This is a genomic window from Litorimonas sp. WD9-15 (assembly GCF_050271975.1).
Lineage (GTDB): Bacteria > Pseudomonadota > Alphaproteobacteria > Caulobacterales > Maricaulaceae > Litorimonas.
Genome location: NZ_CP189850.1, coordinates 1,068,399 through 1,092,643 on the forward strand (window position 1 = coordinate 1,068,399; position 24,245 = coordinate 1,092,643).

At 54.5% G+C, this 24,245-nt stretch carries 21 protein-coding genes and 1 tRNA gene; 10 read left to right on the top strand and 12 right to left on the bottom strand.

Annotation, left to right across the window (positions count from 1 at the left end; translation table 11 throughout):
- Position 1 precedes the first annotated feature (1 nt).
- Both ACP9M6_RS05030 and ACP9M6_RS05035 read left to right on the top strand, forming a co-directional pair.
- The gene (locus tag ACP9M6_RS05030; RefSeq protein WP_427454067.1) at positions 2–4,147 is read left to right on the top strand and encodes a translocation/assembly module TamB domain-containing protein; all 4,146 of its coding nucleotides are present in this window, start codon (positions 2–4) and stop codon (positions 4,145–4,147) included.
- Positions 4,148–4,239: 92 nt separating this feature from the next.
- On the top strand, positions 4,240–4,947 hold the full coding sequence (locus ACP9M6_RS05035; RefSeq protein WP_427454756.1) for an arylamine N-acetyltransferase family protein: 708 nt from the start codon (positions 4,240–4,242) through the stop codon (positions 4,945–4,947).
- Here the strand turns inward: ACP9M6_RS05035 and ACP9M6_RS05040 are convergent.
- The gene (locus ACP9M6_RS05040; RefSeq protein WP_427454069.1) at positions 4,944–5,450 is read right to left on the bottom strand and encodes an Lrp/AsnC family transcriptional regulator; all 507 of its coding nucleotides are present in this window, start codon (positions 5,448–5,450) and stop codon (positions 4,944–4,946) included. The genes ACP9M6_RS05035 and ACP9M6_RS05040 overlap by 4 nt on opposite strands.
- A gap of 189 nt (positions 5,451–5,639) precedes the next feature.
- Here ACP9M6_RS05040 and ACP9M6_RS05045 point away from each other — a divergent pair, with 189 nt between their 5' ends.
- From ACP9M6_RS05045 to ACP9M6_RS05060, 4 genes are all read left to right on the top strand, one after another.
- The gene (locus ACP9M6_RS05045; protein ID WP_427454071.1) at positions 5,640–6,890 is read left to right on the top strand and encodes a thiamine pyrophosphate-dependent enzyme; all 1,251 of its coding nucleotides are present in this window, start codon (positions 5,640–5,642) and stop codon (positions 6,888–6,890) included.
- Positions 6,891–6,893: 3 nt separating this feature from the next.
- Positions 6,894–7,910, top strand: coding sequence for an alpha-ketoacid dehydrogenase subunit beta (locus tag ACP9M6_RS05050; RefSeq protein ID WP_427454073.1), 1,017 nt, complete (start codon positions 6,894–6,896; stop codon positions 7,908–7,910).
- A 1-nt stretch (position 7,911) separates the two neighbouring features.
- Positions 7,912–9,264: a dihydrolipoamide acetyltransferase family protein gene (locus ACP9M6_RS05055; protein WP_427454075.1), complete on the top strand. Its 1,353-nt coding sequence runs from the start codon at positions 7,912–7,914 to the stop codon at positions 9,262–9,264.
- A gap of 67 nt (positions 9,265–9,331) precedes the next feature.
- Positions 9,332–9,408, top strand: a tRNA-Met gene (locus ACP9M6_RS05060).
- Positions 9,409–9,452: 44 nt separating this feature from the next.
- On the opposite strand, the gene ACP9M6_RS05065 is transcribed toward ACP9M6_RS05060, so the two are convergent.
- Genes ACP9M6_RS05065 through ACP9M6_RS05075 form a run of 3 tightly spaced genes read right to left on the bottom strand, consistent with a single transcriptional unit; the run spans position 9,453 to position 13,144 of the window.
- Complete coding sequence (locus ACP9M6_RS05065; RefSeq protein ID WP_427454076.1) at positions 9,453–10,421, bottom strand: HupE/UreJ family protein; 969 nt, start codon at positions 10,419–10,421, stop codon at positions 9,453–9,455.
- On the bottom strand, positions 10,418–11,239 hold the full coding sequence (locus ACP9M6_RS05070; RefSeq protein WP_427454078.1) for a peptidyl-prolyl cis-trans isomerase: 822 nt from the start codon (positions 11,237–11,239) through the stop codon (positions 10,418–10,420). Before ACP9M6_RS05070 ends, ACP9M6_RS05065 begins: the two co-directional genes overlap by 4 nt.
- Positions 11,240–13,144 carry a DUF3604 domain-containing protein gene (locus ACP9M6_RS05075; RefSeq protein ID WP_427454080.1) on the bottom strand — a complete coding sequence of 635 codons (1,905 nt, stop codon included), beginning with the start codon at positions 13,142–13,144 and terminating at the stop codon, positions 11,240–11,242.
- Positions 13,145–13,288: 144 nt separating this feature from the next.
- On the opposite strand from ACP9M6_RS05075, the gene ACP9M6_RS05080 reads away from it, so the two are divergent.
- The gene (locus tag ACP9M6_RS05080; RefSeq protein WP_427454082.1) at positions 13,289–13,720 is read left to right on the top strand and encodes a BLUF domain-containing protein; all 432 of its coding nucleotides are present in this window, start codon (positions 13,289–13,291) and stop codon (positions 13,718–13,720) included.
- Between the two features lie 86 nt (positions 13,721–13,806).
- On the opposite strand, the gene ACP9M6_RS05085 is transcribed toward ACP9M6_RS05080, so the two are convergent.
- Together ACP9M6_RS05085 and ACP9M6_RS05090 are read right to left on the bottom strand one after the other, a co-directional pair.
- The gene (locus ACP9M6_RS05085; RefSeq protein ID WP_427454084.1) at positions 13,807–14,358 is read right to left on the bottom strand and encodes an ActR/PrrA/RegA family redox response regulator transcription factor; all 552 of its coding nucleotides are present in this window, start codon (positions 14,356–14,358) and stop codon (positions 13,807–13,809) included.
- A 74-nt stretch (positions 14,359–14,432) separates the two neighbouring features.
- Positions 14,433–15,779 carry an ActS/PrrB/RegB family redox-sensitive histidine kinase gene (locus ACP9M6_RS05090; protein WP_427454086.1) on the bottom strand — a complete coding sequence of 449 codons (1,347 nt, stop codon included), beginning with the start codon at positions 15,777–15,779 and terminating at the stop codon, positions 14,433–14,435.
- 62 nt (positions 15,780–15,841) lie between these two features.
- Between ACP9M6_RS05090 and ACP9M6_RS05095 the strand changes: the two genes are divergently transcribed.
- Complete coding sequence (locus ACP9M6_RS05095) at positions 15,842–16,489, top strand: SCO family protein (RefSeq protein WP_427454088.1); 648 nt, start codon at positions 15,842–15,844, stop codon at positions 16,487–16,489.
- Positions 16,490–17,679: 1,190 nt separating this feature from the next.
- Here ACP9M6_RS05095 and ACP9M6_RS05100 read toward each other — a convergent pair.
- From ACP9M6_RS05100 to ACP9M6_RS05110, 3 genes are all read right to left on the bottom strand, one after another.
- On the bottom strand, positions 17,680–18,243 hold the full coding sequence (locus ACP9M6_RS05100) for a hypothetical protein (protein ID WP_427454090.1): 564 nt from the start codon (positions 18,241–18,243) through the stop codon (positions 17,680–17,682).
- A 142-nt stretch (positions 18,244–18,385) separates the two neighbouring features.
- Positions 18,386–18,961, bottom strand: coding sequence for a cob(I)yrinic acid a,c-diamide adenosyltransferase (locus ACP9M6_RS05105; RefSeq protein ID WP_427454092.1), 576 nt, complete (start codon positions 18,959–18,961; stop codon positions 18,386–18,388).
- Between the two features lie 2 nt (positions 18,962–18,963).
- A complete protein-coding gene (locus ACP9M6_RS05110) occupies positions 18,964–19,167 on the bottom strand; it encodes an HIG1 domain-containing protein (protein ID WP_427454094.1) in 204 nt (67 codons plus the stop codon).
- A gap of 163 nt (positions 19,168–19,330) precedes the next feature.
- Between ACP9M6_RS05110 and ACP9M6_RS05115 the strand changes: the two genes are divergently transcribed.
- Together ACP9M6_RS05115 and ACP9M6_RS05120 are read left to right on the top strand one after the other, a co-directional pair.
- Positions 19,331–19,597, top strand: a complete 267-nt coding sequence (locus ACP9M6_RS05115; RefSeq protein WP_427454096.1) for a DUF2312 domain-containing protein — start codon at positions 19,331–19,333, stop codon at positions 19,595–19,597.
- A gap of 50 nt (positions 19,598–19,647) precedes the next feature.
- Positions 19,648–20,313 carry a hypothetical protein gene (locus tag ACP9M6_RS05120; protein ID WP_427454098.1) on the top strand — a complete coding sequence of 222 codons (666 nt, stop codon included), beginning with the start codon at positions 19,648–19,650 and terminating at the stop codon, positions 20,311–20,313.
- A gap of 56 nt (positions 20,314–20,369) precedes the next feature.
- Here the strand turns inward: ACP9M6_RS05120 and ACP9M6_RS05125 are convergent, their stop codons facing one another.
- The 3 genes from ACP9M6_RS05125 to ACP9M6_RS05135 all read right to left on the bottom strand — a co-directional run bounded on the left by ACP9M6_RS05125 (position 20,370) and on the right by ACP9M6_RS05135 (position 24,243).
- Complete coding sequence (locus ACP9M6_RS05125; protein ID WP_427454100.1) at positions 20,370–20,999, bottom strand: hypothetical protein; 630 nt, start codon at positions 20,997–20,999, stop codon at positions 20,370–20,372.
- Between the two features lie 119 nt (positions 21,000–21,118).
- Positions 21,119–22,318 (bottom strand): endo-1,4-beta-xylanase, encoded by a 1,200-nt coding sequence (locus ACP9M6_RS05130; protein WP_427454102.1) that lies wholly within the window; start codon positions 22,316–22,318, stop codon positions 21,119–21,121.
- Positions 22,319–22,524: 206 nt separating this feature from the next.
- Complete coding sequence (locus ACP9M6_RS05135; RefSeq protein ID WP_427454104.1) at positions 22,525–24,243, bottom strand: hypothetical protein; 1,719 nt, start codon at positions 24,241–24,243, stop codon at positions 22,525–22,527.
- Between the last annotated feature and the right edge of the window lie 2 nt (positions 24,244–24,245).

The following is a 24,245-nucleotide window of genomic DNA, read 5'->3' on the forward strand; positions in this document are numbered from 1 at the left end:
GATGGCCGAGACCGAACAAAAAAAGACGGCTAATTGGGCCAAGCGGCTACTACTATCGGTGTTGGTTTTGGGCTTTCTCCTCCTTGCGCTAGCGATCGGGGCAAGGGTCTGGATCACGACATCCGGCGGTGCGCGGTTCATTGAAAGTCAAATCAATACCCGACAATTGGGGCCGATTAAACGCACCGAAATTTCGGGACTGTCCGGTGATCCACTCAATGAATTTTCTATCTCGTCATTGAAGCTCTATGACCGCGACGGGCTCTGGTTAAGTGCATCTGACATCCAAATTGATTGGTCGCCTTGGTCGTTACGCAATCGTCATTTGGATCTGCGTGATTTCGATGTTGCAGAGATAGATATTTTGCGGCGCCCCGCATTGGAAGTCACTGAGCCCGGCAAGCCTTTTACCGCTCAAATCGGCGATATAGATATCGCGGCGCTGACATTACGGGAAGAGTTGATAGGCCAAGACGCTGTTTTGCAGGTCGTTGCTCAGGGCGGCATACTGGGAGAGGGCGCAGCGGAAGCTGTATTGAATATTGTCCGACTAGACGCGGCGGGCGATGAAGTCAGTCTCGATTTTACGCGCAAACCCAATGGCGATATGGTGGGCGATTTTAAATTAAAGGGCGCGATTGGCGGAACAGTCGCCACAATTTTACAAGCCCCTGAGACTGCGCCCGTGACAGGTTCCGGGAAAATAAACGGGACCCTCGAAAGAGGAGAGGGCGACGCCATCATCAGCTTTGGCGAGACACAAGCTATTGATGCCAGCGTCAACTGGACTCCCGATTTCGTAGCTTTAACGACTGACATCACCACGACAAGCTGGCCAATATTCAACTCTGCCCGCAATATGATAGGTCAGAAATTAAATATAAATGCAAATTTGGATCGCACGAAAAACCCACGCGCCTTTACAGCTAAAATAGAGGCGGAAAGTCTTGAGGCAAACGTGTCAGGTGATTTGGGGGATGAAAGGCTCATGCCTGAGGCTGTGAATTTTGATATACAGTCTAGCCAACTTGGAGCCATTCTGCCGCTGCCCAACGGTTACACATTGGGTACAGGCACCGCAAAGGGGCAATTGAATTTGGGTGAGGCTATCTCCGGTAATGCGACCGTGGATATTGTAAATATTTTGACGCCCTATGGCCGAATGGCGAAACTCTCCGGTCTGATCACTCTGTCTCCCGAGGGTGAGGCCTTTTTGTTCGAGACGAATCTGACGGCAATGCAGCCCGTTTTCACGCAAGAGCTTCCGATTACGCTCAGTCAAACTGTTTTGCTCACTGCGAAAGGACGGGCGGATTTAGATGCGCGTCGGGTGACGACATTAGAGGCCGCTCTCACTTCTGGGCAAGACCGTGTGACGGTGAAGGGAAGTCTCTCTTTTGATAGCACTCGTTTGGATTTAGCCGGACGGGTAAATGCGCGTTTGAAGAGCGTGGGCCAATTTCCCTCCGGACAGATTGTTACGCGTTATGCTGTTCGTAAAACAGCGCAATCCGATCCAGCTATCAGCGCGATGGGTAACTTTACAACGACAGAAAATTTCTCCGCCCCGCTCGATCAACTTCTCGGAAATGATATAAATTACGAGATTAAAATGCAGCCTATTACGGGTGGCGTTCGCATTACAGATGGTCGTATTCGAACAGAAAATATGCGCACGGCCTTTGCGGGACGGGCCACCGAAACACTGGATATCTCGGCGGAGCTTTCCATTCTCAACGCGCTCACTCTGAATGCCGTGGATCTGAGCGGACCGAGTGAGTTTTCTGCGATGATCACTGGACCTCGGACAGACCCCAATCTGAAACTGGAGGGGTCCGCCCCGTCAGTTCTGGTCGCGGGCCAAAGAGCGACAAGTGTCAGATTGCGCACTGAGCTTATGGACCTCGTCACCGCGCCGAAAGGTCCTTTGCGGCTGGAGGCGCAAACAGATTATGGCCCGCTTGATTTTTCTGCTGACTTGGCCTCCACCGAGACTGGCTATGCCGCCCGTGAGATTGATCTGAAAATTGCAGGTCTGAGTGTCGGCGGTGATCTCGCTTTGGGAGCGGATAAACTCGCGACGGGTCGTCTTGGAGTAAACCTGCCGCAGGAAGGCGAGCGTTACGCCCGCGCCTTTGTCGACCTTTCAGCTGTCAACGGGGAACAAGGCATTGCTTTTACAGCCGACGCCAAAGACGTTGCCTATGGCGATTATGCGGTTCAATCCCTCGTCGCGGAAGCAACTGGCACATTGGCCGGATTATCCGGCAAGATAGATATTTCCGGTCGTCGGACAGACACAATGCTAATTCGCGAATTCGGGTTTCAATCCCCCCTGACGCTCAACCGGACTCCGGAAACAGGTTACACGCTGACCCTCATGCCGGAAGCTGATTATGGGCGCCACCGGATTGGCCATAGTGAAGCGGTGACGCTCCGGTATCATTCAGGCGATATTGCCGCCGAAGCGCCGCTGCTCCTAAACGGGCAGCCGCTTTCGCTTGATTATGCCAGAGCGAAGGGATTGGAAACAATTAGGGTCCGCGCGCGCGACTTGCCGATGACGCTCCTGCCGCTTCCCGGCACGCTTGCGGAGTCCAGAGGCACAGTGTCCGTTAATCTCAATGCGCGTCATAACACGTCTGAACAACTCTCGGGGCAGGGCGTTGTCCGGATTAAGGATTGGCGCGGTATGGATATCGATGCGGGGAGGGGATTGACCCTCACAACGACATTGGATCTGCAGCCTTCTTCCGTCATTTGGCGTCTGGAAAACCGGACGGAATCTGATTTGAAACTTGCGGGGACAGGGCAGTTTTCGCTCATCCCGGGTGATAATATTTCTGCCATCCGTCCAAATATGACCGCGCCTTTATCCGGAGGGTTGACTGTTTCAGGCTCTGCCAAACCTCTCTTAAGTCTCGTCACATTGGATGACGCGAAACCGGACGGAACACTCGCGGCGGAACTTGAACTGGCGGGAACGCTCAATGCTCCTCTGATTGAAGGTGATGTTAGCGGAGAGAATTTGCGACTGGAAATACCTTCGCTGGGGACCCGAATCCGACAGGGACGCTTTACGGCGGATTTCACGAATGACACGATTGATGTGCGCGATGTCTTTGTGGCCGATGCGAAAGACGGAACGTTACAGGGCGGCGGGCAGTTTAAACTGGGTGAATTTGGACGTCCGATTGGAAAGCTCGAAGTGAAGGCCAAAGACTTCCGCGCGCTCGACCGCAAAGATTACGAAGGCCAAACGACCGGAACGCTTTATTTTGACAGCACAGCCGAGAGGGCCACAATTGGCGGAGATGTAAAATTTGATCGCGCCGAAGTGAAACAATTCGTCGCCGGACGCGTCGCTGTCGTCGAAATTGAGGTTGAGGAAATTAATGGCCGCATGGATGAATTAGATACAACGGAACGGCCTGAGGCCGCCCCGATTTATCTCGACTTGCGTGTCCGTGCACCGCGTCGCGTTTTTGTCCGCACACGCGGTCTTGATGTCGAACTTGAAATGGATGTGACACTAAAAGGTACAACGGCCGCACCTGAAATTTACGGTACGGCCAGTGTTGTGCGCGGTGGATACCGTATCGCGGGAAAAGAACTGGCCTTTAGTACAGGTAGTATTGAATTTGATGGCAAATTGCAGGATGCCAAAGTCAATCTCGTTGCGGAGACTGACACGCAGAATATTTCGGCGACTGTCAATATCACGGGGACGGTGGAAAAGCCTGAAATTGAACTCTCTTCGACGCCCGAAAGACCACAAGATGAAATCCTCTCCGCTCTTTTATTCGGACGGTCTGTGACTGAACTCTCAACCATAGAAGCAGCGCAACTCGCGGGGGCGCTGGCGCAGTTTTCCGGCGCAGGTGGCGGCTTTGACCTCTTGGGGGGATTGCGGGATGCGCTGGGCGTTGGGCAACTCTCTATTGGTATTGATGAAGACGGTCAGGCAACGGTATCAGGTGGACGATATTTGGCAAAGGACGTTTATCTTCAGGTCTTCACAGGCGCAGGCCCCGACTCCACAGGGGCAGTCATTGACTGGGAAATCCGAAAGAACCTGTCTCTTCGATCAAAGGTTCAAGCCGATAGCCAGCAGAGCTTTTCGTTGCAGTATAAGAAAGATTTTTAAATATGGATGTGCGCGCTTATCTCAATCGTATCGGGCTAAATTTTACACCGCCTACAACGATTGATGGGCTGTATGTTTTACAAGACCATCATATGCGGCATGTTCCATTTGAAAATCTGGATGTCATTATGCGACGTCCGCTCAATTTGTTGCCTGACTCATTATTTGATAAAATTGTAATGCAAAAACGTGGGGGCTATTGTTTTGAATTAAATACGCTCTATGCGGCGCTTTTGAGAGCATTGGGATTTAACCCCGTTCCGATGTTGGGTCGGGTCTGGTTGCGTGATCCGGAAGAGACGCCCCCACGAACGCATCTCATGCACCGTATATCTATCGGAGACGAAACGTGGGTCACCGATGTGGGCTTTGGCGGGCGAGCGTCCCGTATTCCTCTAAAGATGGGAACGGAGACTGCCCTTGATGACGGAGATGGCCGCATCCGCATAATTCCGGAGGACTCATTTGGATTTATGGTACAACGTGAACAGGACGGTATGTGGTCCAATCAATATAGCTTTGAGCCGACGGCCGCGCCTCTGGCAGATATTCTTTGTGGCAATCACTGGACGGAAAGCCACCCCGACTCGCATTTTCGCCAAGGTATTGGTGTGGGCCTTTTTACGACCGAAGGCCGGACAAGCTTTTATGGCGGCATGTTGACCCATCGCGGGCGAGGCACTCAAACCGTTCAAGTGTTGGGCTTGGATGCTACGCTCAAATGTTTGCGGGATGAATTTGGTATTGAGTTAAATGCGGACGATAAAGAGACGGCAAATATTGCCGCTGCCGTTATCTAATAACGCGGCACCGCATTGCTGATCAAATTCAACGGAACCGCCGTTGTGTCCTTGCTCTGACGCAGGACAATTCGGCTTTGCACGTCTGAGATCAGATCGATGGATAGCAGGTCTTCCCGCAGGAAGCTCTCATAGGCGTGCATGTCGGTTGTCACGATGCGCAGCATGAAATCGACGGCTCCCGTCACGACAGCGCATTGCACGACTTCCGGCATACGCGCGATGGATTGTTCAAACTTTTCCATATTCACACGGTTGGGCAATGAGAGTTTCACGGCCACAAAGACTTCGAAATCCAGACCCAGCGTTTCACGGTCCAGCAGGGTCACGCGGGCCTTTATGATACCCAACTCTTCCATCCGCTTAATCCGTCGCCAGCAGGGGGAGGAGGACAGGCCGACCTTATCGGAAATATCCGAGACAGACAGACTGGCATCCGATTGAATCAGATGCAGAATTTTCGCATCGATATTGTCCAGTTTCTCGTTTGTTTTGCCAACCATGTCGTAAACCCCGAATTATCGAACAGTTCTTGCTGTTCAAATTCACTTTATTGGTATTTTCTACTATAGAAAAGCCGAAATTGGTCAATGATATTTTCGTGAATAGTGAGTAAAGGGGCAAAACTAGCCAAGCGCGATAATAAAACCTATAAGCGCGGGGTATTTCGAACAAAATGAAGATGGCCGCTTATGTCAACGCCCAAGAGATCCAACAGTTCGCGTCTCTATGTGCCGGAACCTCAATTCCGGCCGGGTGATACCCCGGATTACTCCCATATTGCTGTGCCCGTCGCGCATACACCGCCACGTCCTGACCCGCTCTGTGATCCGCACGAGACTGTGCCGCATGCAACAAAGCTTATCCGTGTTCTCCGGTTCTCCGGCGAGGCGGCGGGCGATTGGGTGCCGGAGATTTCCGCTGAAGCGCTGCGCGGGGCTCTTCGCGATCTGGTCCTGACTCGCGCCATGGATGACCGCATGTTTAATATGCAACGTCAGGGCAAGATGAGCTTTTACATGAAATCCGCAGGGGAAGAGGCCGTCAGTGTTGGCCATGCCATGGCGCTCCGCGATGCGGATATGATTTTCCCGACCTATCGTCAGCAGGGCATCCTGATTCATCGCGGTGCGTCGATTAAAGAGATGATGTGTCAGTGCCTCTCTAATTCCGGCGACCCGCTGGATGGGAAGTCTATTCCGGTGCTTTATTCTTTCAAAAAACACGGCTTCTTTTCCATCTCCGGCAATCTCGGCACGCAACTGATCCAGGGTGTCGGCTGGGGTATGGCGAGTGCCTACAAAAACTCTGATGAAATCGCGTCCGTCTTCACGGGGGAAGGCGCGACGGCGGAAGGTGACTTCCACTATGCGCTGAACTTCGCGTCCACTTACCGCGCGCCCTGCATCATCAATGTCGTGAATAATCAATGGGCGATCAGTTCCTTCCAAGGCATCGCAGCGGGCGAGGGCGAAACATTTGCCGCACGCGGCACGGGCTACGGCCTCGCGACCTTGCGCGTGGACGGCAACGATATTCTTGCGGTTTATGCGGCGACGAAATGGGCGGCGGAGCGCGCCCGCAAAGGCGGCGGCGCGACACTGATCGAGCATTTCACTTACCGCAAATCCGGTCACTCAACGTCTGATGACCCAACAAAGTATCGCCCAGAAAATGAACCCGATGTCTGGCCTTTCGGGGATCCGGTGGATCGTCTTAAAGGTCATCTCATCCATATCGGCGAATGGGATGAAGACCGCCACGCCGCTCTGGAAGAAGAGGCCAAACTCGAAATCCGCGAAACCTATAAAGCCGCTGAAGCGATGGGCAATCTGTCCGGTGAAACGCAGGTCAATGATTACACGATGTTTGAGCAAGTCTATGAACACGCCCTCCCGCATCTGGACGAACAAAAGCGTATGTTCGCGGCAGAGAGAGATTAGACCATGCCCCAGATGAATATGCTCGAAGCCATCCGCGATGCGCTGGATGTGAAGATGAGCCAGGACTCGGATGTTTTAGTTTTTGGTGAAGATGTCGGCTATTTTGGCGGGGTCTTCCGCGCGACGGCGGGCCTGCAGGAAAAGCACGGTCTGCACCGCTGTTTCGACACACCGATTTCAGAGGGCGGTATTGTCGGCATCGCGATTGGGATGGCGGCGAATGGGTTGCGCCCCGTCGCGGAAATCCAATTCGCGGATTACATTTATCCGGCCTATGACCAAATCGCGTCTGAAGCCGCGCGTCTGCGTTATCGCTCCAATGGTGACTTCACCGCGCCGCTCACCATCCGGACGCCGGTTGGTGGCGGCATTTACGGCGGCACAACACACAGCCAATCACCGGAAGCTTTGTTCACGCATATTGCGGGCTTGAAGACGATTATCCCGTCCAATCCCTATGACGCTAAGGGCATGTTGATTGACGCGATTGAGGATAATGATCCCGTCCTCTTCTTGGAACCTAAACGCCTTTATAACGGCCCCTTTGACGGCGACCCCCATGCTCCCGCAAAAGCGTGGCGCGGTCACGAATTGGGCGAGGTTCCGGCTGGTCACTACACAGTTCCGATGGGCAAAGCGCGGAAGATTTCAAAAGGCTCTGACGTGACCATTCTCGCCTATGGCACAATGGTCTGGGTGGCGGATAAAGTCGCGAAAGATATGGGCCTCGACGCCGATATTCTCGACCTCCGCTCACTCCTCCCGCTCGATATTGATGCCATTGAAAAGTCGGTGAACAAGACGGGACGTTGTGTCATTTTGCACGAGGCGACCCGCACATCCGGTTTCGGCGCAGAGCTGTCCGCCCAAGTGCAGGAACGTTGTTTCTATTCTCTCGAAGCGCCCATCCAACGCGTGACAGGCTGGGACACGCCCTATCCACACGCGCAGGAATGGGCCTATTTCCCCGGACCGAAACGTGTCGGCAATGCGCTGCGCACCGTGATGGAGGCCGCGTAAGATGGGTATCTATCTCTATAAACTTCCCGACATTGGCGAAGGTGTTGTTGAAGCTGAAATTACGGCTTGGCATGTCTCTGTCGGTGACACGGTCTCCGAAGAGGACCCCATCGCGGATGCGATGACGGATAAGGCGACGATTGAACTGACTGCGCCCGTTGACGGCGTGATCAAATCCATCGCCTGCGAAGAGGGCGATATGCTGGCCGTTGGCGGCGTGTTGGTCGAGTTGGAAGTCGAAGGCGAGGGTCATGCGCCAGCGGCTGAGCCTGAGGCCGATCCGGTCGTGGCTGAAACGCCTCAACCCGAACCTGAAAGAACACCTTTGTCGACGGCAGGTGTTGGACAATCTGCCGCTGCCCCTCTCGCGCCGCCTGTTAAAATCGAACGAAAAGTCTCGCAGGGCAAAGTCCTCGCGTCGCCGGCCATACGCAAGCGGGCCGAGGCTCTGAACATTGACTTGGCGTCTGTACCCACGGCTCATGAGCGTCTCACACATGCTGACCTTGACGCTTACCTTTTGTCGTCTATTGCAAATCCATCCACTTCTCCAAATCCGGGCGCTGCCTCTATCCTCCCCGACAGAGAGGCTTCCGGTTCAGCGGCCCCTGCGACCCCCAAAGCGCAGGGGTCGTCAGTCGCCTCGGATCCTCTTCCGGGGGAAACACGGCAGAAAGTCATCGGCCTCAGACGTGTCATCGCGACACGGATGCAAGAGGCCAAGCGTAACATTCCGCATTTCACCTATGTCGAGGAAATCGACATGACTGCATTGGAAGCGATGCGCAAACGGATGAATGCAAATTCCGGCGAGGATAAACCGAAACTGACGGTCCTGCCGCTGCTCATCCGGGCGCTCTCCGTGACCCTTGATGACTGGCCGCAATTTAATGCGCGTTACATGGACCAAGAGGGCTATGTCTCCCGCTTTGCCGATCTCAATCTGGGTATCGCGACCCAGACCGATGGCGGCTTGATTGTACCCGTCGTGCAAAAGGCGAACAGTCTCTCCATCTGGCAACTTGCTGAAGAGATCGCGCGTCTGGCCGAAGCCGCGCGGACCAATACACTCGCGACAACAGACCTAGAAGGCGCGACGACAACGCTAACCTCGCTGGGACCACTCGGCGGTATTGTGACGACCCCCGTTATTAATCGTCCCGAAGTCGCAATCTTTGGCCCGAATAAAATCCGGGAAAAACTCGTGCTGGAAGCGGGGGAAGTCTTTGCGCGCAAGGTCATGAATTTCTCCATCTCCTGCGATCACCGCGTGATTGACGGCTATGACGCCGCCAAAATGATGCAGGACCTGAAAGCCCGTTTGGAAGACCCGCGCAGTATTTTCATTCTATAAAATTTCGTGCAGACGGGGACTTGCGCGACCTGCGCTAATCCCCTACATCGCGCGCCTATCGGAAGATGGTGAGGTAGCTCAGCTGGTTAGAGCGCAGGACTCATAATCCTGAGGTCGAGAGTTCAAGTCTCTCTCTCACTACCATCCTTCGCTTTTTCTTCGAAAAAGCTTCGGCTTGGCAGGCCATCCTAAACCCAATATCCGCCCAACCGCTCAATCACCCAGACCATGGCAATTCCGGCAATGGCGTAGGTCGTGACGAGTTCTGTTGTTTTTCGCCAGTTTTTACCCAGTTTCAATAAACCGAAGAGTGCGAATAGGGCCATCCCAATCACGGCGAATTGTCCCAGTTCTACACCCAAATTAAACAGAAACAGCGCGAGGAGTTCTGTGCCTTGGGGGAGACCGATATCGGCGAGCGCCCCTGCAAATCCGAACCCGTGGATGAGGCCAATTGTGAACGCGATGAGATAGGGACGTTTGACGCCGAGAGTCGCCTTGCCCTTGCCCTTCGCCATAATCTCCGCGGCGAGTAAAACGATGGACGCTGCGATGAGAATTTCGACGGGTCGGGAGGGCAGGGAAACGCCGCCAAGCGCGGTTGCCGCAAGCGTGAGCGTGTGTGCCACTGTAAAGGCCGTCGCGACGCCCCAGACTTTCCGTCCACCGACCAGCAGAGCCAAGCCAATCACAAACAACAAATGGTCCCATCCGAAAATGATGTGTTCCACCCCAATCCATAAATAATCTTTGGCCGGACTGGCTTGCGGACCTTCAAGAGGGAGGACGGGCTCAGCGGGTTTGAGGAGCGCCGTGCGGGCCTCTCCATTTAAATATCTAACCTCTACAAACGCATCTGTAAGTGTGCGTTCCAAACCGGGGAGGGAGAGTGCGCCGCTTAGCAGGTCGCAGGACACCGTGAACCGTTCAGCCACCGTATCGCCCGTACGGTCCAGACGCGGCGTGGATTGTGTGCAGCCTTCCGGAAAAGTCGGCGTGATGCGTAGCCTTTGCCCGGACAGGACGGGCTGTTTCCAGATCACTTGAAACTGCGCGGGTTCGACCTCTGTCGCGCGCAGGAAGGCCGGGCGGACTTCATGGGCGAAGGCCGTGACAGAAGACATCCAGAGGAGACAAATCGTGAGAAGCAGTCTCACTCTTCCACCTCGACCTTATATTTGCGCATCAGGGATTTGAGCGCTTCCGCATTTTCCTCACGCTTGGCGGCGTCCAACCAGACCCGCTCAATTTCCGGCTGAATGGTTTTAAAATCGGGAAGACGCTCAGGCGTGATATTTGTGAGGCGGACGAGATGAACGCCAAAGGCGGAATTGATCGGGCCTTGCCAATCATCGGTTTCCGGTAGATCGAAGAGTTTTTCGGCAAAGGCCGTTCCGAAATCCCGCCGAACGGAGTCTTGCGATTGTCGGGTGAAAATACGCCCCGTCATAAAGGCATCGCCTTGTCCTTCCCAACCGGTCGGAATTCCCGCCGAGAGGGCATCCGTGGCAACTTGCACAACGGTGTCGGATCGGTCGCGGGGAGAGAAATAAATATGTTCGAAACTGCGTGTTTCGGGACGGATAAACTTCTCCGGATTTTCCGCAAACCAAGCTTTTAGATTGTCGACGGGTGGCAGGGGCGGTGCGCCGACATCATCAATCATGAAGCGCATTTTTTGGGCCAGCCGTCGGCGGATGATTGTGTCATCCGCATCGAGTCCCAGCCGCCTGGCCTCGCGCATCAAGACTTGCTCCTCGACATAGGCGAAGAGCAAGGCTTCCAGATCGGCATCCGTGGGTTGGCGACGATTTTCCGTCGCAAAGATTTGCGCCTGCCGTTCCATTTCGGCGGCACTGACGATCAGCGTGTGATCGGCTTTCTGAACATGTCTCTGCCAAAGGGAATGTCCCGCAAAGAGCAAGGCACCCAACAGGACAAAATGGACGAAAGGCTCGCGTAAAAATCGTTTCATTTAATTCGATGAAATCCAAATAGGGGAGGACCACGCCCGTTCTTTAATCGTCGCGGGCAGGTCAGGATGGCGTTCAACATTGGCTCGCAATGCTTCCCATGTCGACCAACGACAGGTCGGATTTTCCAACACGCGCACATAATAGGCGGCGGCGATAGAGGCGTCGTGATCGGGGTCCGTCCAAACCGCACGAAGCTCCGGATCGCCCGCTCCCGTGCTGGCTGTGCAGGTGGAAAGGTCGACACTCGCCCCATTATCAGGACAGCGTTTTGTCGCGGGATCGGGCGTGGCCCCGTCGGAGCACGCCATGTCATAAACCGCTTCCTGCGGACCGTCCGCCGTGTGCCAGCTTTTGATGATTTGAATCCGGTCCAACGGAGCGCCACGCGGATCGCGTGCAGCCAATGCCATGAAGGTCGGCGCAGTCTCGCCGGACAGCTTACCCCCCATCGGCACACCTGCCGCGTAAGCCTGCGCCGTGACATCTGTTGCGTTGAGCATGTCTTCCGTCATCGCGCCGCCAAAGAAACGCAGACGGATGCGAGGGCCGGATGTGGCGTAAGTCTCGCGCCGACGCATGGCGTCAAAAATGGACTCGCGTGTATTCTCTTCGGCCCAGACGGCAGCGTAACCGGATGCGCCCCATTTGGAGAACCAGTTCTCCGCATTCACGTCGCGTTCAACGCCTTCCCACGTCTTTGCGCCGCCGGGCGGGACGCTACCGCGCTCTTCCGCTGTGCCGTCAACAATGCCGACCTTGGACCAGTAATCCTCCTCATCAAAGGCGCCGCCCACAACGTGAGAATCGGAACTGCCAATCAGGCCGAACTCATAGGGGTTGGTTCCCGTCTCGGCTTCCAAGGCTAAACCTCGTGCGAGGGCCTCGCGAATGTAGGAGCCGTTGATTTTCGACTTCGCCGTCGAGCCTAAGAGGAGCTCATAAATTTCAAAATCCGCAAATTCATCATTTGGTGAGAGGACAGGATGTGTTTCCGATGTCCCCTTCACCTGTGTCATTTCGACAATGGGTTCATTGCGCAGGCGCTGGGCTGTGTAATCCGCATCCATGACTGAGCCGTCCATTTGGGTCATGTCGAACATCTGCCCGTTTGACACATTGGAATTATGTGGAATGGCAAGGACGTCCCGCCCGGCCGCGCGTTCCGTGTCCATCCAATCCCAGAGGTCTTCCGGATTGGTGGATTCCAGTGTCGAGAAAAGGCGGTCCGGCGCATCGTCCGCAAAGAGAACATTCCGGTGAAGATTACCGCCGCCAAATGTGTCGCCACTCTCGCGATTGGTCGTGACCGCCGTGTATTCATAGGCCGCAAAAGTCGTCAGTTCTCCGGGTCGGTAAAACTCATTAGCTGTCGCCACCGCGCTCTGCCATGTACTGTCGACAAGGTCGCGGTCATACATACCGGGCAGCGCTTCGCCAGAGCGCACAGATGTGCCGACTTTCTGGAACGCGCCAATGATTGTCGCGGGGTCCGTGCCAAACATACCCTTGGCCAGTTCTAATTCTGAGAGTGGACTGTCCGGATTATCCATCGCGGGCAGGATGCCCATGTAAGCGCCGTGATCTGTCGCCGCGACAAAATCCAGAGGATCTCCGCCCAGTTTGATCTCGTAACCTGACGGATGTCGCACGCCTTCGCCGAGGGCGAAGCGGTAGACATCTTCAGGTGTTGTACGCACATTGAAAATATAGGCATCAAAACTGTTCTTCGTATGAATGTGCAGGTCACCGAAATAGACATTTCGGGTTTCGGAATAATCCGCTGTGCGCGTGTCTGTTTTGACCGCGTCGGATAGTTTGGCTGTTTTTTGGTTGTCAGTCTCCGTCCCGCACCCTGCTAAAAACAAAGCCAATCCCGAGACGCCCAGCATCATAAATTTATACATATCTCTCTCCCCAGAGTGGTGTGACTGTGGCCCATGCGACACAATGTGTCAAAATGCAGTTTGGTATGAACAGTTTTGACTTTTCCGGCGTAGTTAGTGAGATTATGAACATTGCAGATACTGCAGACTTTGGATGTGAGCGTTATGGCTTTGCAAGAACTGATTTATACGAGCTTGGCGAACCCGGCCTCCTCTCATGCCGCCGTGCAGGACATTCTAAAATCCTCGCAGCGCAATAATGTTGCGCATGAGATTACGGGACTTCTTCTTTTTGACGGTGACCGGTACATCCAAATTTTGGAAGGTGTTCCGCAAAACCTTGATCTGCTATTTTCTAAGATTTCATCGGATAGTCGTCATCACAGTTTGGAGCTGCTGCACCGTGGACCTGTCGCGTCGCGGGCTTTCTCTGATTGGCGCATGGCCTATGAGGAAATGCCCAAGGGCCTGCTGGATGATCTGGCTGAAAATATGGCCGTCTATGCCATGGAAAATGAAGGCGAAATCCTTGATCCCGAAGACAGTTTTGGCGCGCGCCTAAACGGCATGTTTATGGACGCGATTGCTGCCGAATAATCTTTTGTAATTTCCGATAATAAAAAACGCCGTAGTGTGGGGCTACGACGTTCATTCAGACCTTTCAGTCTAAATTTAGAACAGATTTAGCGCGGCGCGCGCTTGGCCAAAATACGTTGTAGCGTCCGGCGGTGCATGCTGAGACGACGGGCCGTTTCCGACACATTTTTCCCGCAAAGCTCATAAACCCGCTGGATATGTTCCCAGCGCACACGGTCCGCGCTCATCGGATTTTCGGGCGGCTCCGGCGCTTCGTCTTTTTCCGCAAGCAGGGCTTTGCAGACATCATCCGCGTCAGCGGGCTTCGCGAGGTAATCCACGGCACCACGTTTTACCGCCGAGACCGCCGTCGCGAGATTGCCGTAACCTGTCAGCATGACCATTTTCGAATCCGGTCGCTGCTCATGAAGCAAGTCAATCACATCCATGCCGTTGCCGTCTTCCAATCGCATGTCCAGCACGGCGAAGGCGGGCGGATTGGCGCGGACCCGGGATTTCGCGTCCAGCACCGTTTCCGCGGTCTCTACAGTAAATCCACGTTGTTCCAATGCGCGGCCCAGTCGCGTGCGAAACGGTGCGTCATCATCCAAAATTAACAAGGACGCATCTTCGGGAAGGGCGTATTCAGTACTTGGCATGTCTTAATCCTCAGCTCGATTAAATTTAGTCTCACTTTAGGTACGCACGAGCGAAGCAAATAGTCTGATATTCCTTAGTCATCTGAGAGGCGCAAACTGTCCTGCGGCCACATCGCCGTGATGCGGGCCCCACCAAGCGGCGATACGCCGTAGCTCACAATGCCGCCGGTCCGCTCAATCAGAGTCGCGGAAATAAACACGCCAAGGCCCAGCCCCGTCTTTTCCGATTCGGGCGCAGTCCGGCCTTTGCCGCGCGTGCTGGCATAGGGCTGTCCCAATCGTCCGAGAAGTGCTGCATCGAAACCTGACCCGTCATCATCAATTGTGATCGTCAGACTTGCCTCATCCCATTTCGCGCAGAGTTCAACGCGGCCCTTCGCGAAATCCACGGCATTGTCGATATAGTTTTTCAGCGCATAGAGCAGTTCCGGTTGCCGTCGCAAACTTGGTTCCGGTCCGTCGCCCTTCGTACGAATGACAATATCCACATCCCGGCCAATATAGGGCTCCGCCGCTTCCTCCAGCAGGTCCTCAGGCGAGAGGACGTCATGCATCATGTCGCCCTCATCTCCGCGAACGGCGAGTTGTTCGAGGATCTCGCGACAGCGCTGCGCCTGGCTGAGGATCAGCGCCGCATCCTCGCCCAGCGCCGTGCCGGGCTCGACTTCGCGGCTCATCTCCTTCGCGACGACTTGGATGGTCGCCAGTGGCGTGCCCAGCTCATGCGCCGCCGCCGCCGCCAGCCCGCCAAGGGCGGAGAGCTTCTGCTCCTGCGCGAGCATGGCCTCGGTCGTGGCGAGGGCGACACTCATCTTGCGGCTCTCCTTTGTGGTGCGCCACGCATAGAGCGACGTGAAAATCGAACCGACGAAAATCGCCATCCAGATCCCGACGCGGAAGACAAGCGGCAGGTCGAAACTCCCCGCAGGCGACCACGGCAGGGGCTGGTGAAAAAATACGAGCGTAAAGGACAGGCCGAGCGCCATTGTCCCCAAGGCAAACACCACCCAGCGTGACAGCGTCACGGACGCTGTCACCACAGGCGCAAGGAACAGGATCGAAAACGGGTTCGTAATCCCCCCCGTCAGCCAGAGCAGCGCCGCGAGTTGCCAGAGATCAAACCCCAATTGCATGAAGGCCTCGAAATCACTCACCCGCCGGTCCAACGGCCACGCAAAGGTCACGACGAGGTTCACGACGACCGACGCCAAAATCACGACCCCGCAGGCGAGCAACGGATAGGCAAAGCCCAAAACCTGACTGACGATGATCAGGGCCAGCGCCTGCCCGACCACCGCGCCCCAGCGCAGCGCGACGAGCGTTTCACGCCGCAACGCGCCCATCGTCGCTACGGGGGACCGTCCGGACAGGGCAGCCGCGCCACCAAATCCATGCAGGGCTGCGTCGTTAAGCGCTTTCACAAAGTCTCCGGTTCTCTATAAGCCACGTTTGAACTTATTACGCATCGCATGAAAGGTATGACATGGGAAACGCGACGAATTGGCTTTTAAAACTCTCCATGGGCGCAATGGCAGCCTCCGCATTGGTCGCGTGTCAGGCCGAAGACACCAACCGCGCCGGAACCTCCGGTAAGACGGTGACCAGCACGGGGACCGCCGCGATTGGCGGACCGTTCACACTGGTCGACACAACAGGTGCGACCGTGACGGAAGCCGACCTGCTCGGAAAGCCGCACCTGATCTATTTCGGCTTCGCCTTCTGTCCCGATGTTTGCCCGACGGCTTTGTCCAAGCTCGGTGCGGCGGAAACGCTTTTGGGCGAACGCGGTGATGAAGTCGGCTATATCCTCTTCACCGTCGACCCCGAACGCGACACGGCTGAGAAGCTCGCCGAATATGTCGCGTTTGACCCGTTCCCGCGCGGGCTTAAAGGCTTCACCGGAACACCCGAACAGGTCGACGCCGCCAAAGCCGTTTACCGCGTCGCTAGCAGCAAAATCATGCCCGACGGCTCCCCCGTGCCCGAGGGGAATATGGACTACACCGTCGACCATTCCGATATTATTTATCTCATGGGCGCGGACGGGCAATTCGTGGATTTCTTCTCGGCCAGGTCCACCCCGCAGGATATTGCGATACGGGTGCGGAAGGTTCTGGCCGAGGGGGAGTAGGGCGCACTTAATTTTTTCCTGACTGCGCGGGAATCAAATAAAAACAGCTAATATGCCAAATGTCATCCCGCACGTAGGCGCAGCCGAAGATGCGGGACCTAACGTTTGCAAACGCAGGTTTGAGAATGTAGTCGACAGGTCCCGCATCTCCACTGCGTTACGTGCGGGATGACGAAGCTATTTGATTATCAATCAAATAGCTGAGGAACCGAAACGCACAGCGTTTCGGCACGACACTGCAATCGACTCACCGGGTCGATTGCGGGCGTTCCGCGCCTCGGAGGCTCTTGACTCCTGTATCTCTTATCTTGTTTCCGTTTCGCTTCGTTTACTCTCGAATAAAACGGGATGTCCGCGTGGGTATTCAGGGTTCCGGTCGCAAACCAGATTATAAGCTAAGTTTTCGAACCCCAACGGGCCCACGCGGCGGCGCCTTTTTGCACTAACGGCCGAACCATTCAGTCGGGGAACGATCAGCTCTCGTTAGGCCACCCAAGCAACCGGGACATTACGCCCTTCGCTCCAATGACAAGCACCGCTTCTTTCCAATCAAGTCAATGTGCACGTGACCGCCCTGCGAAAGAAGACACCTTAAAGATTGCACAACTCTCAGGGGGTGTGGACGCAGTTTTGAAATAAAACGCAATCCCCGTTTGCTCTGGGACTAAAATTCGGAAATTATTGAGAATTTAATTCATCAATCCCCACTTTCAGAAACGTCATAACCGAGGATTATCTTTTTCGCTGCACCAAAAACCAGCTGTCACCCCGCACTTGATGCGGGGCCTGTCGTTTGTGAACGCAAGTTCGAGAGAGCAACCGACAGGTCCCGCATCTCCGTTTCGCTGCGTGCGGGATGACAATCTGGCTTGTCACCCGACTATCTTATGACTTTGAGAGATAGTAAAATTAAGAGTGAGGTTTTCAACCCCGTCATTACCGCCTCGTCGTTTGGCTCCAAACGACTAGGCGGTAATCTAGTCCCAACTTGTGCCACTCTATGGATTACCGGGACAAGTCCGGTAATGACAAAGCGAGGGAGTTCACCCTAAATTTGTCTATTATGCCGAGTGGCTTAAAACGCCCAGAATAGGACGCTCATTGATTTTCGATAATCCCCAATGGCACCCATAGTCAAAAAGAGTAAATTGGGGTTCTTTCACTATTGAACTGACACTAAAAAATGAAAGTTAACCTATATCGTTTAAGATATCGTGGCCAATTTCAATGAAAAACTCTTTCAAACTTTTAAAAGTTTTTTGATCGGCAATAATGCTAGTATCATCATTAACGAGCATTGCTGTGCAGCTGAAGCAAATATTAAGAGGCATAATGATTTTGTTTTTCTGATTTCGAAAAACAACTGCATCGCGATAAATAGGTGCGCACATCCAGTCAAAATGACTTTCATAGGGGATAGATAAAATAGACATCAATCTCTGTGCGATTGGCTCGTCAAATGCATAACGATTTGTCCTTACTGCTGAAGAATTCAGTCGCTCTCCAGTACCAAAGAGCATAGATTGTGAGTAAAAAGTATTTTTGCGGTCTAAATTGTCAAAACTCTTTAACAGTAACATGTCACTTTCTGATATTTCTTTTTGCGACACCTTTTTATAATAAAGTTGCTTGTGTAGAGTTCTTTCCGTTTCAGACAGATGATTTCTCATTATTGAATAGGTTTCAATATATGAAAATTGTAATCCTTTTACGATTTCATCTAAATGTTCTCTGTTGTCAATGAAGTTATCCATCTTGTGATTGTTACCGAATACTTGAAGTTTGTCACGTGTGATTGTTTGAAGTATTGGGAAGAAAAATTCTTAATCTCTGCCCAGTCTAAAATCGAGCGTCCTAGAATCACCCAATTAAAGAAGCTCGCAAGGTCTCAAACCTCTACCGATTAGCCCCCGGCACCCATTTCACATCCGCATCCCCCTGACCATTGCACCAGCGTCCGGCGACAAACAGGAAATCCGACAGCCGGTTCAAATAAGACAGCGCCGCCGGATTGACCGCCTCTTCCTCCGCCAGTGCCACACATTCCCGTTCCGCGCGGCGGCAGACGGTTCTGGCTTGGTGGAGATAGGCGGCGGGGGGCGTTCCTCCGGGGAGGACGAAACTGTTAAGCGGGGCGAGATCCGTATTGAGCGCGTCTAATTCCTGTTCCAACCGCGTCGTCTGCTCCGGCACCATACGCAGGGCATATTCGCTATCCGCTTCGCCCGCATTGGGGAGCGGTGTGGCGAGGTCTGCGCCGAGGTCGAAGAGATCGTTTTGAATGCGCGAGAGCATGTCGTCGAGCCGGCGATTTTCCAGATGCAGCCTAACAAGCCCGATGACGGCATTCGTCTCATCCACATCGCCGTAAGCGCGGACGCGCTGCGCGGTCTTGGACAGGCGCGACCCATCGACGAGACCCGTCGAGCCGTCATCGCCCGTGCGCGTATAAATCTTGTTCAGCTTGACCAACGCTAGACGCCTTTGCCGCGCATATAAACGGTGAGCGCGAGCAGGCCGATGGCGGCGACCTGCGCGTAAATCCGGCGCCACATCCAGTCATTGGATTTCTTGCGGCTGGCTTCGCTTTTCTGGGTCATGGCGGCGGTCCCCATGACGAGGGTCACGACGACAAAGACAAAGGCGAGGCCGGTCAGGATATAAAGAGCGATGAGCATGGGAGGCTTTCTGTAATGTGTGTCGGCTTTATATACGGCTGACGGAGCGGGGCGACCTGAAATAATGTCTCATCCACATATTTTGGTGCGGCGGGGCGTGGCGTCTGCGCGTGCGGGGCGCTATGAGCCTGCTTCCAGTTTATCCTTTTGAAGAGAAATAGCCATGATGAGTGAGTCCGACCGCGCCGATCAGATGGGCCAAGCCACACGCGAAAAACTGCGCCAATTCATTGCGCGGGTTGAACGGTTGGAGGCCGAGAAAGCCGAGCTCGCCTCCGACATCCGCGATGTCTATGCCGAGATGAAGACCTTCGGCCTCGACACGAAAGTCATGCGCAAGGTCATCGCCCTGCGCAAACAGGACGAGAATGAACGCGCCGAGCAGGAAGCCCTGCTGGATATTTATCTGGAAGCCGCGGACGGGGTTTAAGAGCAGGTTTTTCTGTTCCCTTTTCGTTCTAAATACTCTAATCGGGCGCTATGTCCGATTATGATCGACAGCAATGGCAGGCCGAGACCGAGGCGCGGGAGCGCGCGGAGACCGCCTACCGTGATAAAATGGCCAAGGCGCGGGAACGGTCCTCATCTAACGCCAAACGCAAAATCGCCCGCCTCCATGCCAAGCTGACCGAGTTGGGCCATATCTCAGATTTTGAGGATGAGTTTGGCGAGAGCGTCTTGGAACGGCTCGACACTTATGGCTCTGCCTTTCATGATCTGGAAAAGGGTCGCGCGGGCGATGCACTCTCTGCGGCGCAGAAACAGGTCGTCGCGCGGATGAACCGCAAAGTGAAAGAGTTGAAGAAAAAACAGGCGGAAGCGCCGACAGAGCCTGATCCGGATCGCGACTATACACGGACGGCGGATCGTTGGAAAAATGAGGATGGCGCGCGGTCTTCTTTCAAGTCAAAACGTAAATCGAAATTCACGCCGCGTGTTCGTAACATTGAGGATGATTTCGAGGAGGAAGAAGTTTCGCCCCCGCCCGTCAATGCGGGCCCGCCGAAACTTGTCGCCGTCACAGACGCACCCGTTGCGCCAAAGCCGAAACCTGAACCCTATATTCCCGAATATGTCCCGCCTGCACGACCGACGGCCAAACCGGGGCAGAAGCGGCCCTTCCTGCGAGTCGTGAAAAACGATTAGGCATGAAAAAACCCGCCGGAAACTCCGACGGGTTCTTGTTTTAGAATGGGGTGGAATTAATAAATTTCACCGTCTTCGAGTGTTGGTTCTTCCACCTCGACATCCGTCTCGGTTTCAACCTCAATCTCCGGCTCTGGTAAATCCGTCACGCCTTCCTCTAAGGGCGTTTCAAGCTCCAGCGGGAGGTCGGTAACCGGCTCAGGCGCTTCCAAAACGGGGTCCTGAATCGGAGTCGCGTCCAGTGTCTCCTCGCCCAACTCTTCAACAGGGGCCTCCTCAACGGGCACCTCTTCAGGGGCCGGTTCGTCCATGACGGGCGGCTCAATCGCTTCGACGGATTGCGGGAAGCTCTCAAATGTCTCGACAGGCTCTACCGTTTCCACGGGCTCATAAGGCAGGGGTTCCGTGATAAAGGCGTCATTCTGCAAGACATAGGGCTGGTTTGCAAAGGCGCTCGCCATCAGCATTTCATCCTCGGTCACAATCGCGTCGCCTTGGGCGATCCGCGTAAATTCCTGCGCGGCGAGGGTGACCGTTTTACCTTCCGCGACGGCATGGGCGCTATATTCGGTAAAGCTGACTTGCCCGTCCGTATTGGTGTCGAGCGTAGCGAAGTCTCCGGCGCTGGCCGTGCCTGCAATTGCGGTCAGGGCCAGTGCGGAAATCGTGGTTTTCATCATAGTCATATCATCTCTCCTCTGGGTTGGGTTCGATATGAACCGATAGGAGAGCGAGCAAATGTGTTCCGATTATGCCGATAATCGGGCGATGATGCGCCGCGATGTTACGATGCGCTCACGCGGTGTTAAGGCGTGAAATCAGGATCGAGGATGGCTTGCAGGGCGGATTTCGCATTACGGTCCCGGTCCCAGAGCAGCGGCGCATTGGTCCGCGTGATCGGGAAATTATTGAGCCAGCTCTGCGCGTCCGAGACGCCCCAGAGTGTCACGGAAGTCACAGAAGATCGCGCCGCAAACCCTTCAAAGAGATCCCGGTAAAGCTCCGCCTGTTGCGTGATGACGCTGGCGGGGATGTTGTCACCATAGTCGGCACGGCACCCGGTCTGGTCGCCAAAACAACTGCCCGGATCATTATAAAGCGAGATGTCGAGTTCCGTAACATGTTGGATTAGGCCCATAAATTCATCATCAATGGCATCAATCGCAGCTAAGGCCTCAGCCAGTGGTGTTTCGACATGAAGATGCATTTGATGCCCGACACCGTCCACGGGGACACCTCGGTCTACCAAGTCTTTGATGACGGTGACATAGCGGCCGCGCTTACCGGGTAACTCGGTATTATAATCATTGATGAAAAGCTGACAGTTCGGATCTGCCGCCCGCGCGGCATTGAACGCCCAATCAATATAATCCGCATTGCCGCCTGAGGCGTCCCACCAATTGGACCGGCGATAGGGGTCGGATGCACTATTATCATCCGTGATAACTTCATTGACGACATCCCAGGCAAAGACGCGGTCTTTATAGCGCGTGACGACTTCGGTGATGTAAGATTCCAATCGTGTGCGGACTTCCGCGGGCGTTCCGGCGAAGAAATAATCCGGCGTCGCCTGATGCCAGAGCAGGGCATGTCCCCGAATAACCATATTATTATCTTCGGCAAATTGGACGAGGGCGTCCGGCACGGTCCAATCAAACACACCTTCCGTCGGCGCGATGATTTCCGGTTTCATCTGAAATTCCGCTGTGATGGAATTAAACTGGTCTTTCAGGATTTGCGAATCTTGATCGGCATCCAGCGTTTGGTCCTCCTGAATGGCAGCACCGATTTCGAAATTGGCAGCGAAGGCGTTTTTAAACTGGCCAACTGTCGGCTCAAAGGCGGCAGGGGGAGTTGGTGGGGTTGGGGGGGGTGTGACGACCAAAGGGGGTGTGACACCACTATTGCCGCCGCCCCCGCCGCCACATCCGACAAGCGCAAAAGCTGACCCCCCGAGGAGCAATTTCAAACGGTCTCGCGCCGTAAAGGTCAACTTATGTGCCATAATTAAAGATCCCGATCGCCGTTCTTATGACAGCGTTGTCATTTTTCTCATGGGTAGAGCAGGGCTGACAACGTTGTCAAGCGGGGGCTACATAAAACACAAAATGGCCACGCACTCCCCCGAATGCGTGGCCTGTCCGCACGCGTCTCAAGACGCCGCGGGAGTCAGGGGTAGGTTGCCCCCTACACTGTGTCAGACGGGTCGGTCTAGAACCGCGCCTTAAAACCTATATTGATAGCGTGGGCTTCGGTTTCGTCATTGGACACCTGCTGCGGTGCGACGAAGGGAATGAAACCTTTATTGTATACATACTCAGCACCAAACTCGAGATAATCATTGATTGGATATTCGACTGAGAGGGCATGTTGTTGGTTTTTCTCGAAGCTTGTAGGTTGCCCGAACAGCCCGATATTTCCAGTGTCATCGCTGATATTCCCCCAGCTGCCGACGGCTGAAATCGACATGCGACGTCCATTTACCATCGGTTTGATCCGGGCTTGTGCCACCAAAACAGAGAGCTTTTCATCAAAGTCGATATTGTCAATGTCTGTTGTGGACCCCAATGGATCGATGAGGAATTGCGGTAGCGGTGTCCCGTCAACAGTCTGTGGAATGGCGGCACCCCAAGGCTCCAATGTCGTCGTATACTCCACCATCGCGTCAAAGAACGGACTATTATATTCCGCGAATCCGTTCACCGCACTATTTCGGTATTCGATGAAATTAGCAGGCTGGGTACCATCGATGCGGCCTTGGAAGGTGTGCGCCGTGAAATTGTCACGATAGATCGTATCGTGAAGATAGCCCCCGCCCACGGTGAACGCATTGCGGCCCTCGCGGCCAAAGCGGAATTCTTTCTCCGCATTAAAGGCGTAATTTCCGAGATTATTTTCTTCACCGGCGAGGGCGACGCGAAGCTGACGTCCGGCCGAAAAGGCCGAGCCTGTCAATTTAAACCCATTGGAGTACATCCCGACTTCGAGGACAGGTTGGTCTGAGACGGCATGGAAATAATGCGCGCCCTCATTATGGGTGAACGCATTATAGCTGTCGAAATTACCGAAATCGATCGTCTTGCGACCAAAGGCGGCGTAGAAGGGCGTCTTCTCTAAATTACCAAAAACGACGAAGGCCTTGCGCAGTTGGAACTCGTCCTGATCGCGGCCATATTCAGTCTCAGAATATTCGGGCTGCAAATAAACTGTCGTCCAATCCCCGAAAGTCGAGGTGAAGGCGAGGGCAGCATGGTCAATGGCAAAGACACCTGCACTGTCATCCGTGCGGTCACTGAAGAACGGGAAGCGCGACAGGATCGGGAATTGCCCGTCCACAGACGTTTTCTGATATTTCAGACCGCCTTGGAAACCTGCACCGAGATAAACGGAGTTGGGTTTGAGCGTCCCATTGGCGCGATTAGCGAGTAGGGTCATGGTCTTGCCCGTCGTGTTTTCCTGCCAATCCAACATATCGCGGGTGTGGAGTGCATTCGTTCGAACGGTGACGCCGCCAACATTGTGGTCGCGATTAAACCTTGCGCCATCTGCCGCATTATACCGAACGGCACGCGGGGCGGAGAGGCCGCGAAGGCCTTCGTAAGAGGCGAGAGAGTTCTGCTCTACCGTCACATATTCGGGCGCATAACCCTGCTGCATTGTCCCCGCATATTGTGGGGCGGCCGTGTAGCCGTGTGACGAGGGAACGACCTGATAGCCCGTCGGGCCATAATTGTTTTGTCCATACATCGCATTGACTTGCGCCTGTAATCTTTGTTGCTGCCAGGACCCGGCGGGCACATAGTCCTGCGCCGCGACGCCTGCGCCGGAGAAAGTCCCGCGTAAACCATGGCCCTGATGGGTCGCGGCAACTGGTATAGCGATGATGAGCGCAAGCGCGGCGGCACCGCCCAGATAAAAACGTTTTGTCATTG

Bases quoted from the DNA above. Each gene is read 5' to 3' on its own strand.
- ACP9M6_RS05055 (WP_427454075.1), top strand. From the start codon at position 7,912: ATGGGTATCTATCTCTATAAACTTCCCGACATTGGCGAAGGTGTTGTT.
- ACP9M6_RS05095 (WP_427454088.1), top strand. From the start codon at position 15,842: ATGGGAAACGCGACGAATTGGCTTTTAAAACTCTCCATGGGCGCAATG.
- ACP9M6_RS05080 (WP_427454082.1), top strand. From the start codon at position 13,289: ATGGCTTTGCAAGAACTGATTTATACGAGCTTGGCGAACCCGGCCTCC.
- ACP9M6_RS05045 (WP_427454071.1), top strand. From the start codon at position 5,640: ATGTCAACGCCCAAGAGATCCAACAGTTCGCGTCTCTATGTGCCGGAA.
- ACP9M6_RS05035 (WP_427454756.1), top strand. From the start codon at position 4,240: ATGCGGCATGTTCCATTTGAAAATCTGGATGTCATTATGCGACGTCCG.
- ACP9M6_RS05050 (WP_427454073.1), top strand. From the start codon at position 6,894: ATGCCCCAGATGAATATGCTCGAAGCCATCCGCGATGCGCTGGATGTG.
- ACP9M6_RS05120 (WP_427454098.1), top strand. From the start codon at position 19,648: ATGTCCGATTATGATCGACAGCAATGGCAGGCCGAGACCGAGGCGCGG.
- ACP9M6_RS05040 (WP_427454069.1), bottom strand. From the start codon at position 5,450: ATGGTTGGCAAAACAAACGAGAAACTGGACAATATCGATGCGAAAATT.
- ACP9M6_RS05100 (WP_427454090.1), bottom strand. From the start codon at position 18,243: ATGGATAACTTCATTGACAACAGAGAACATTTAGATGAAATCGTAAAA.
- ACP9M6_RS05085 (WP_427454084.1), bottom strand. From the start codon at position 14,358: ATGCCAAGTACTGAATACGCCCTTCCCGAAGATGCGTCCTTGTTAATT.
- ACP9M6_RS05130 (WP_427454102.1), bottom strand. From the start codon at position 22,318: ATGGCACATAAGTTGACCTTTACGGCGCGAGACCGTTTGAAATTGCTC.
- ACP9M6_RS05075 (WP_427454080.1), bottom strand. From the start codon at position 13,144: ATGTATAAATTTATGATGCTGGGCGTCTCGGGATTGGCTTTGTTTTTA.
- ACP9M6_RS05110 (WP_427454094.1), bottom strand. From the start codon at position 19,167: ATGCTCATCGCTCTTTATATCCTGACCGGCCTCGCCTTTGTCTTTGTC.
- ACP9M6_RS05030 (WP_427454067.1), top strand. From the start codon at position 2: ATGGCCGAGACCGAACAAAAAAAGACGGCTAATTGGGCCAAGCGGCTA.
- ACP9M6_RS05125 (WP_427454100.1), bottom strand. From the start codon at position 20,999: ATGACTATGATGAAAACCACGATTTCCGCACTGGCCCTGACCGCAATT.
- ACP9M6_RS05070 (WP_427454078.1), bottom strand. From the start codon at position 11,239: ATGAAACGATTTTTACGCGAGCCTTTCGTCCATTTTGTCCTGTTGGGT.
- ACP9M6_RS05115 (WP_427454096.1), top strand. From the start codon at position 19,331: ATGATGAGTGAGTCCGACCGCGCCGATCAGATGGGCCAAGCCACACGC.
- ACP9M6_RS05135 (WP_427454104.1), bottom strand. From the start codon at position 24,243: ATGACAAAACGTTTTTATCTGGGCGGTGCCGCCGCGCTTGCGCTCATC.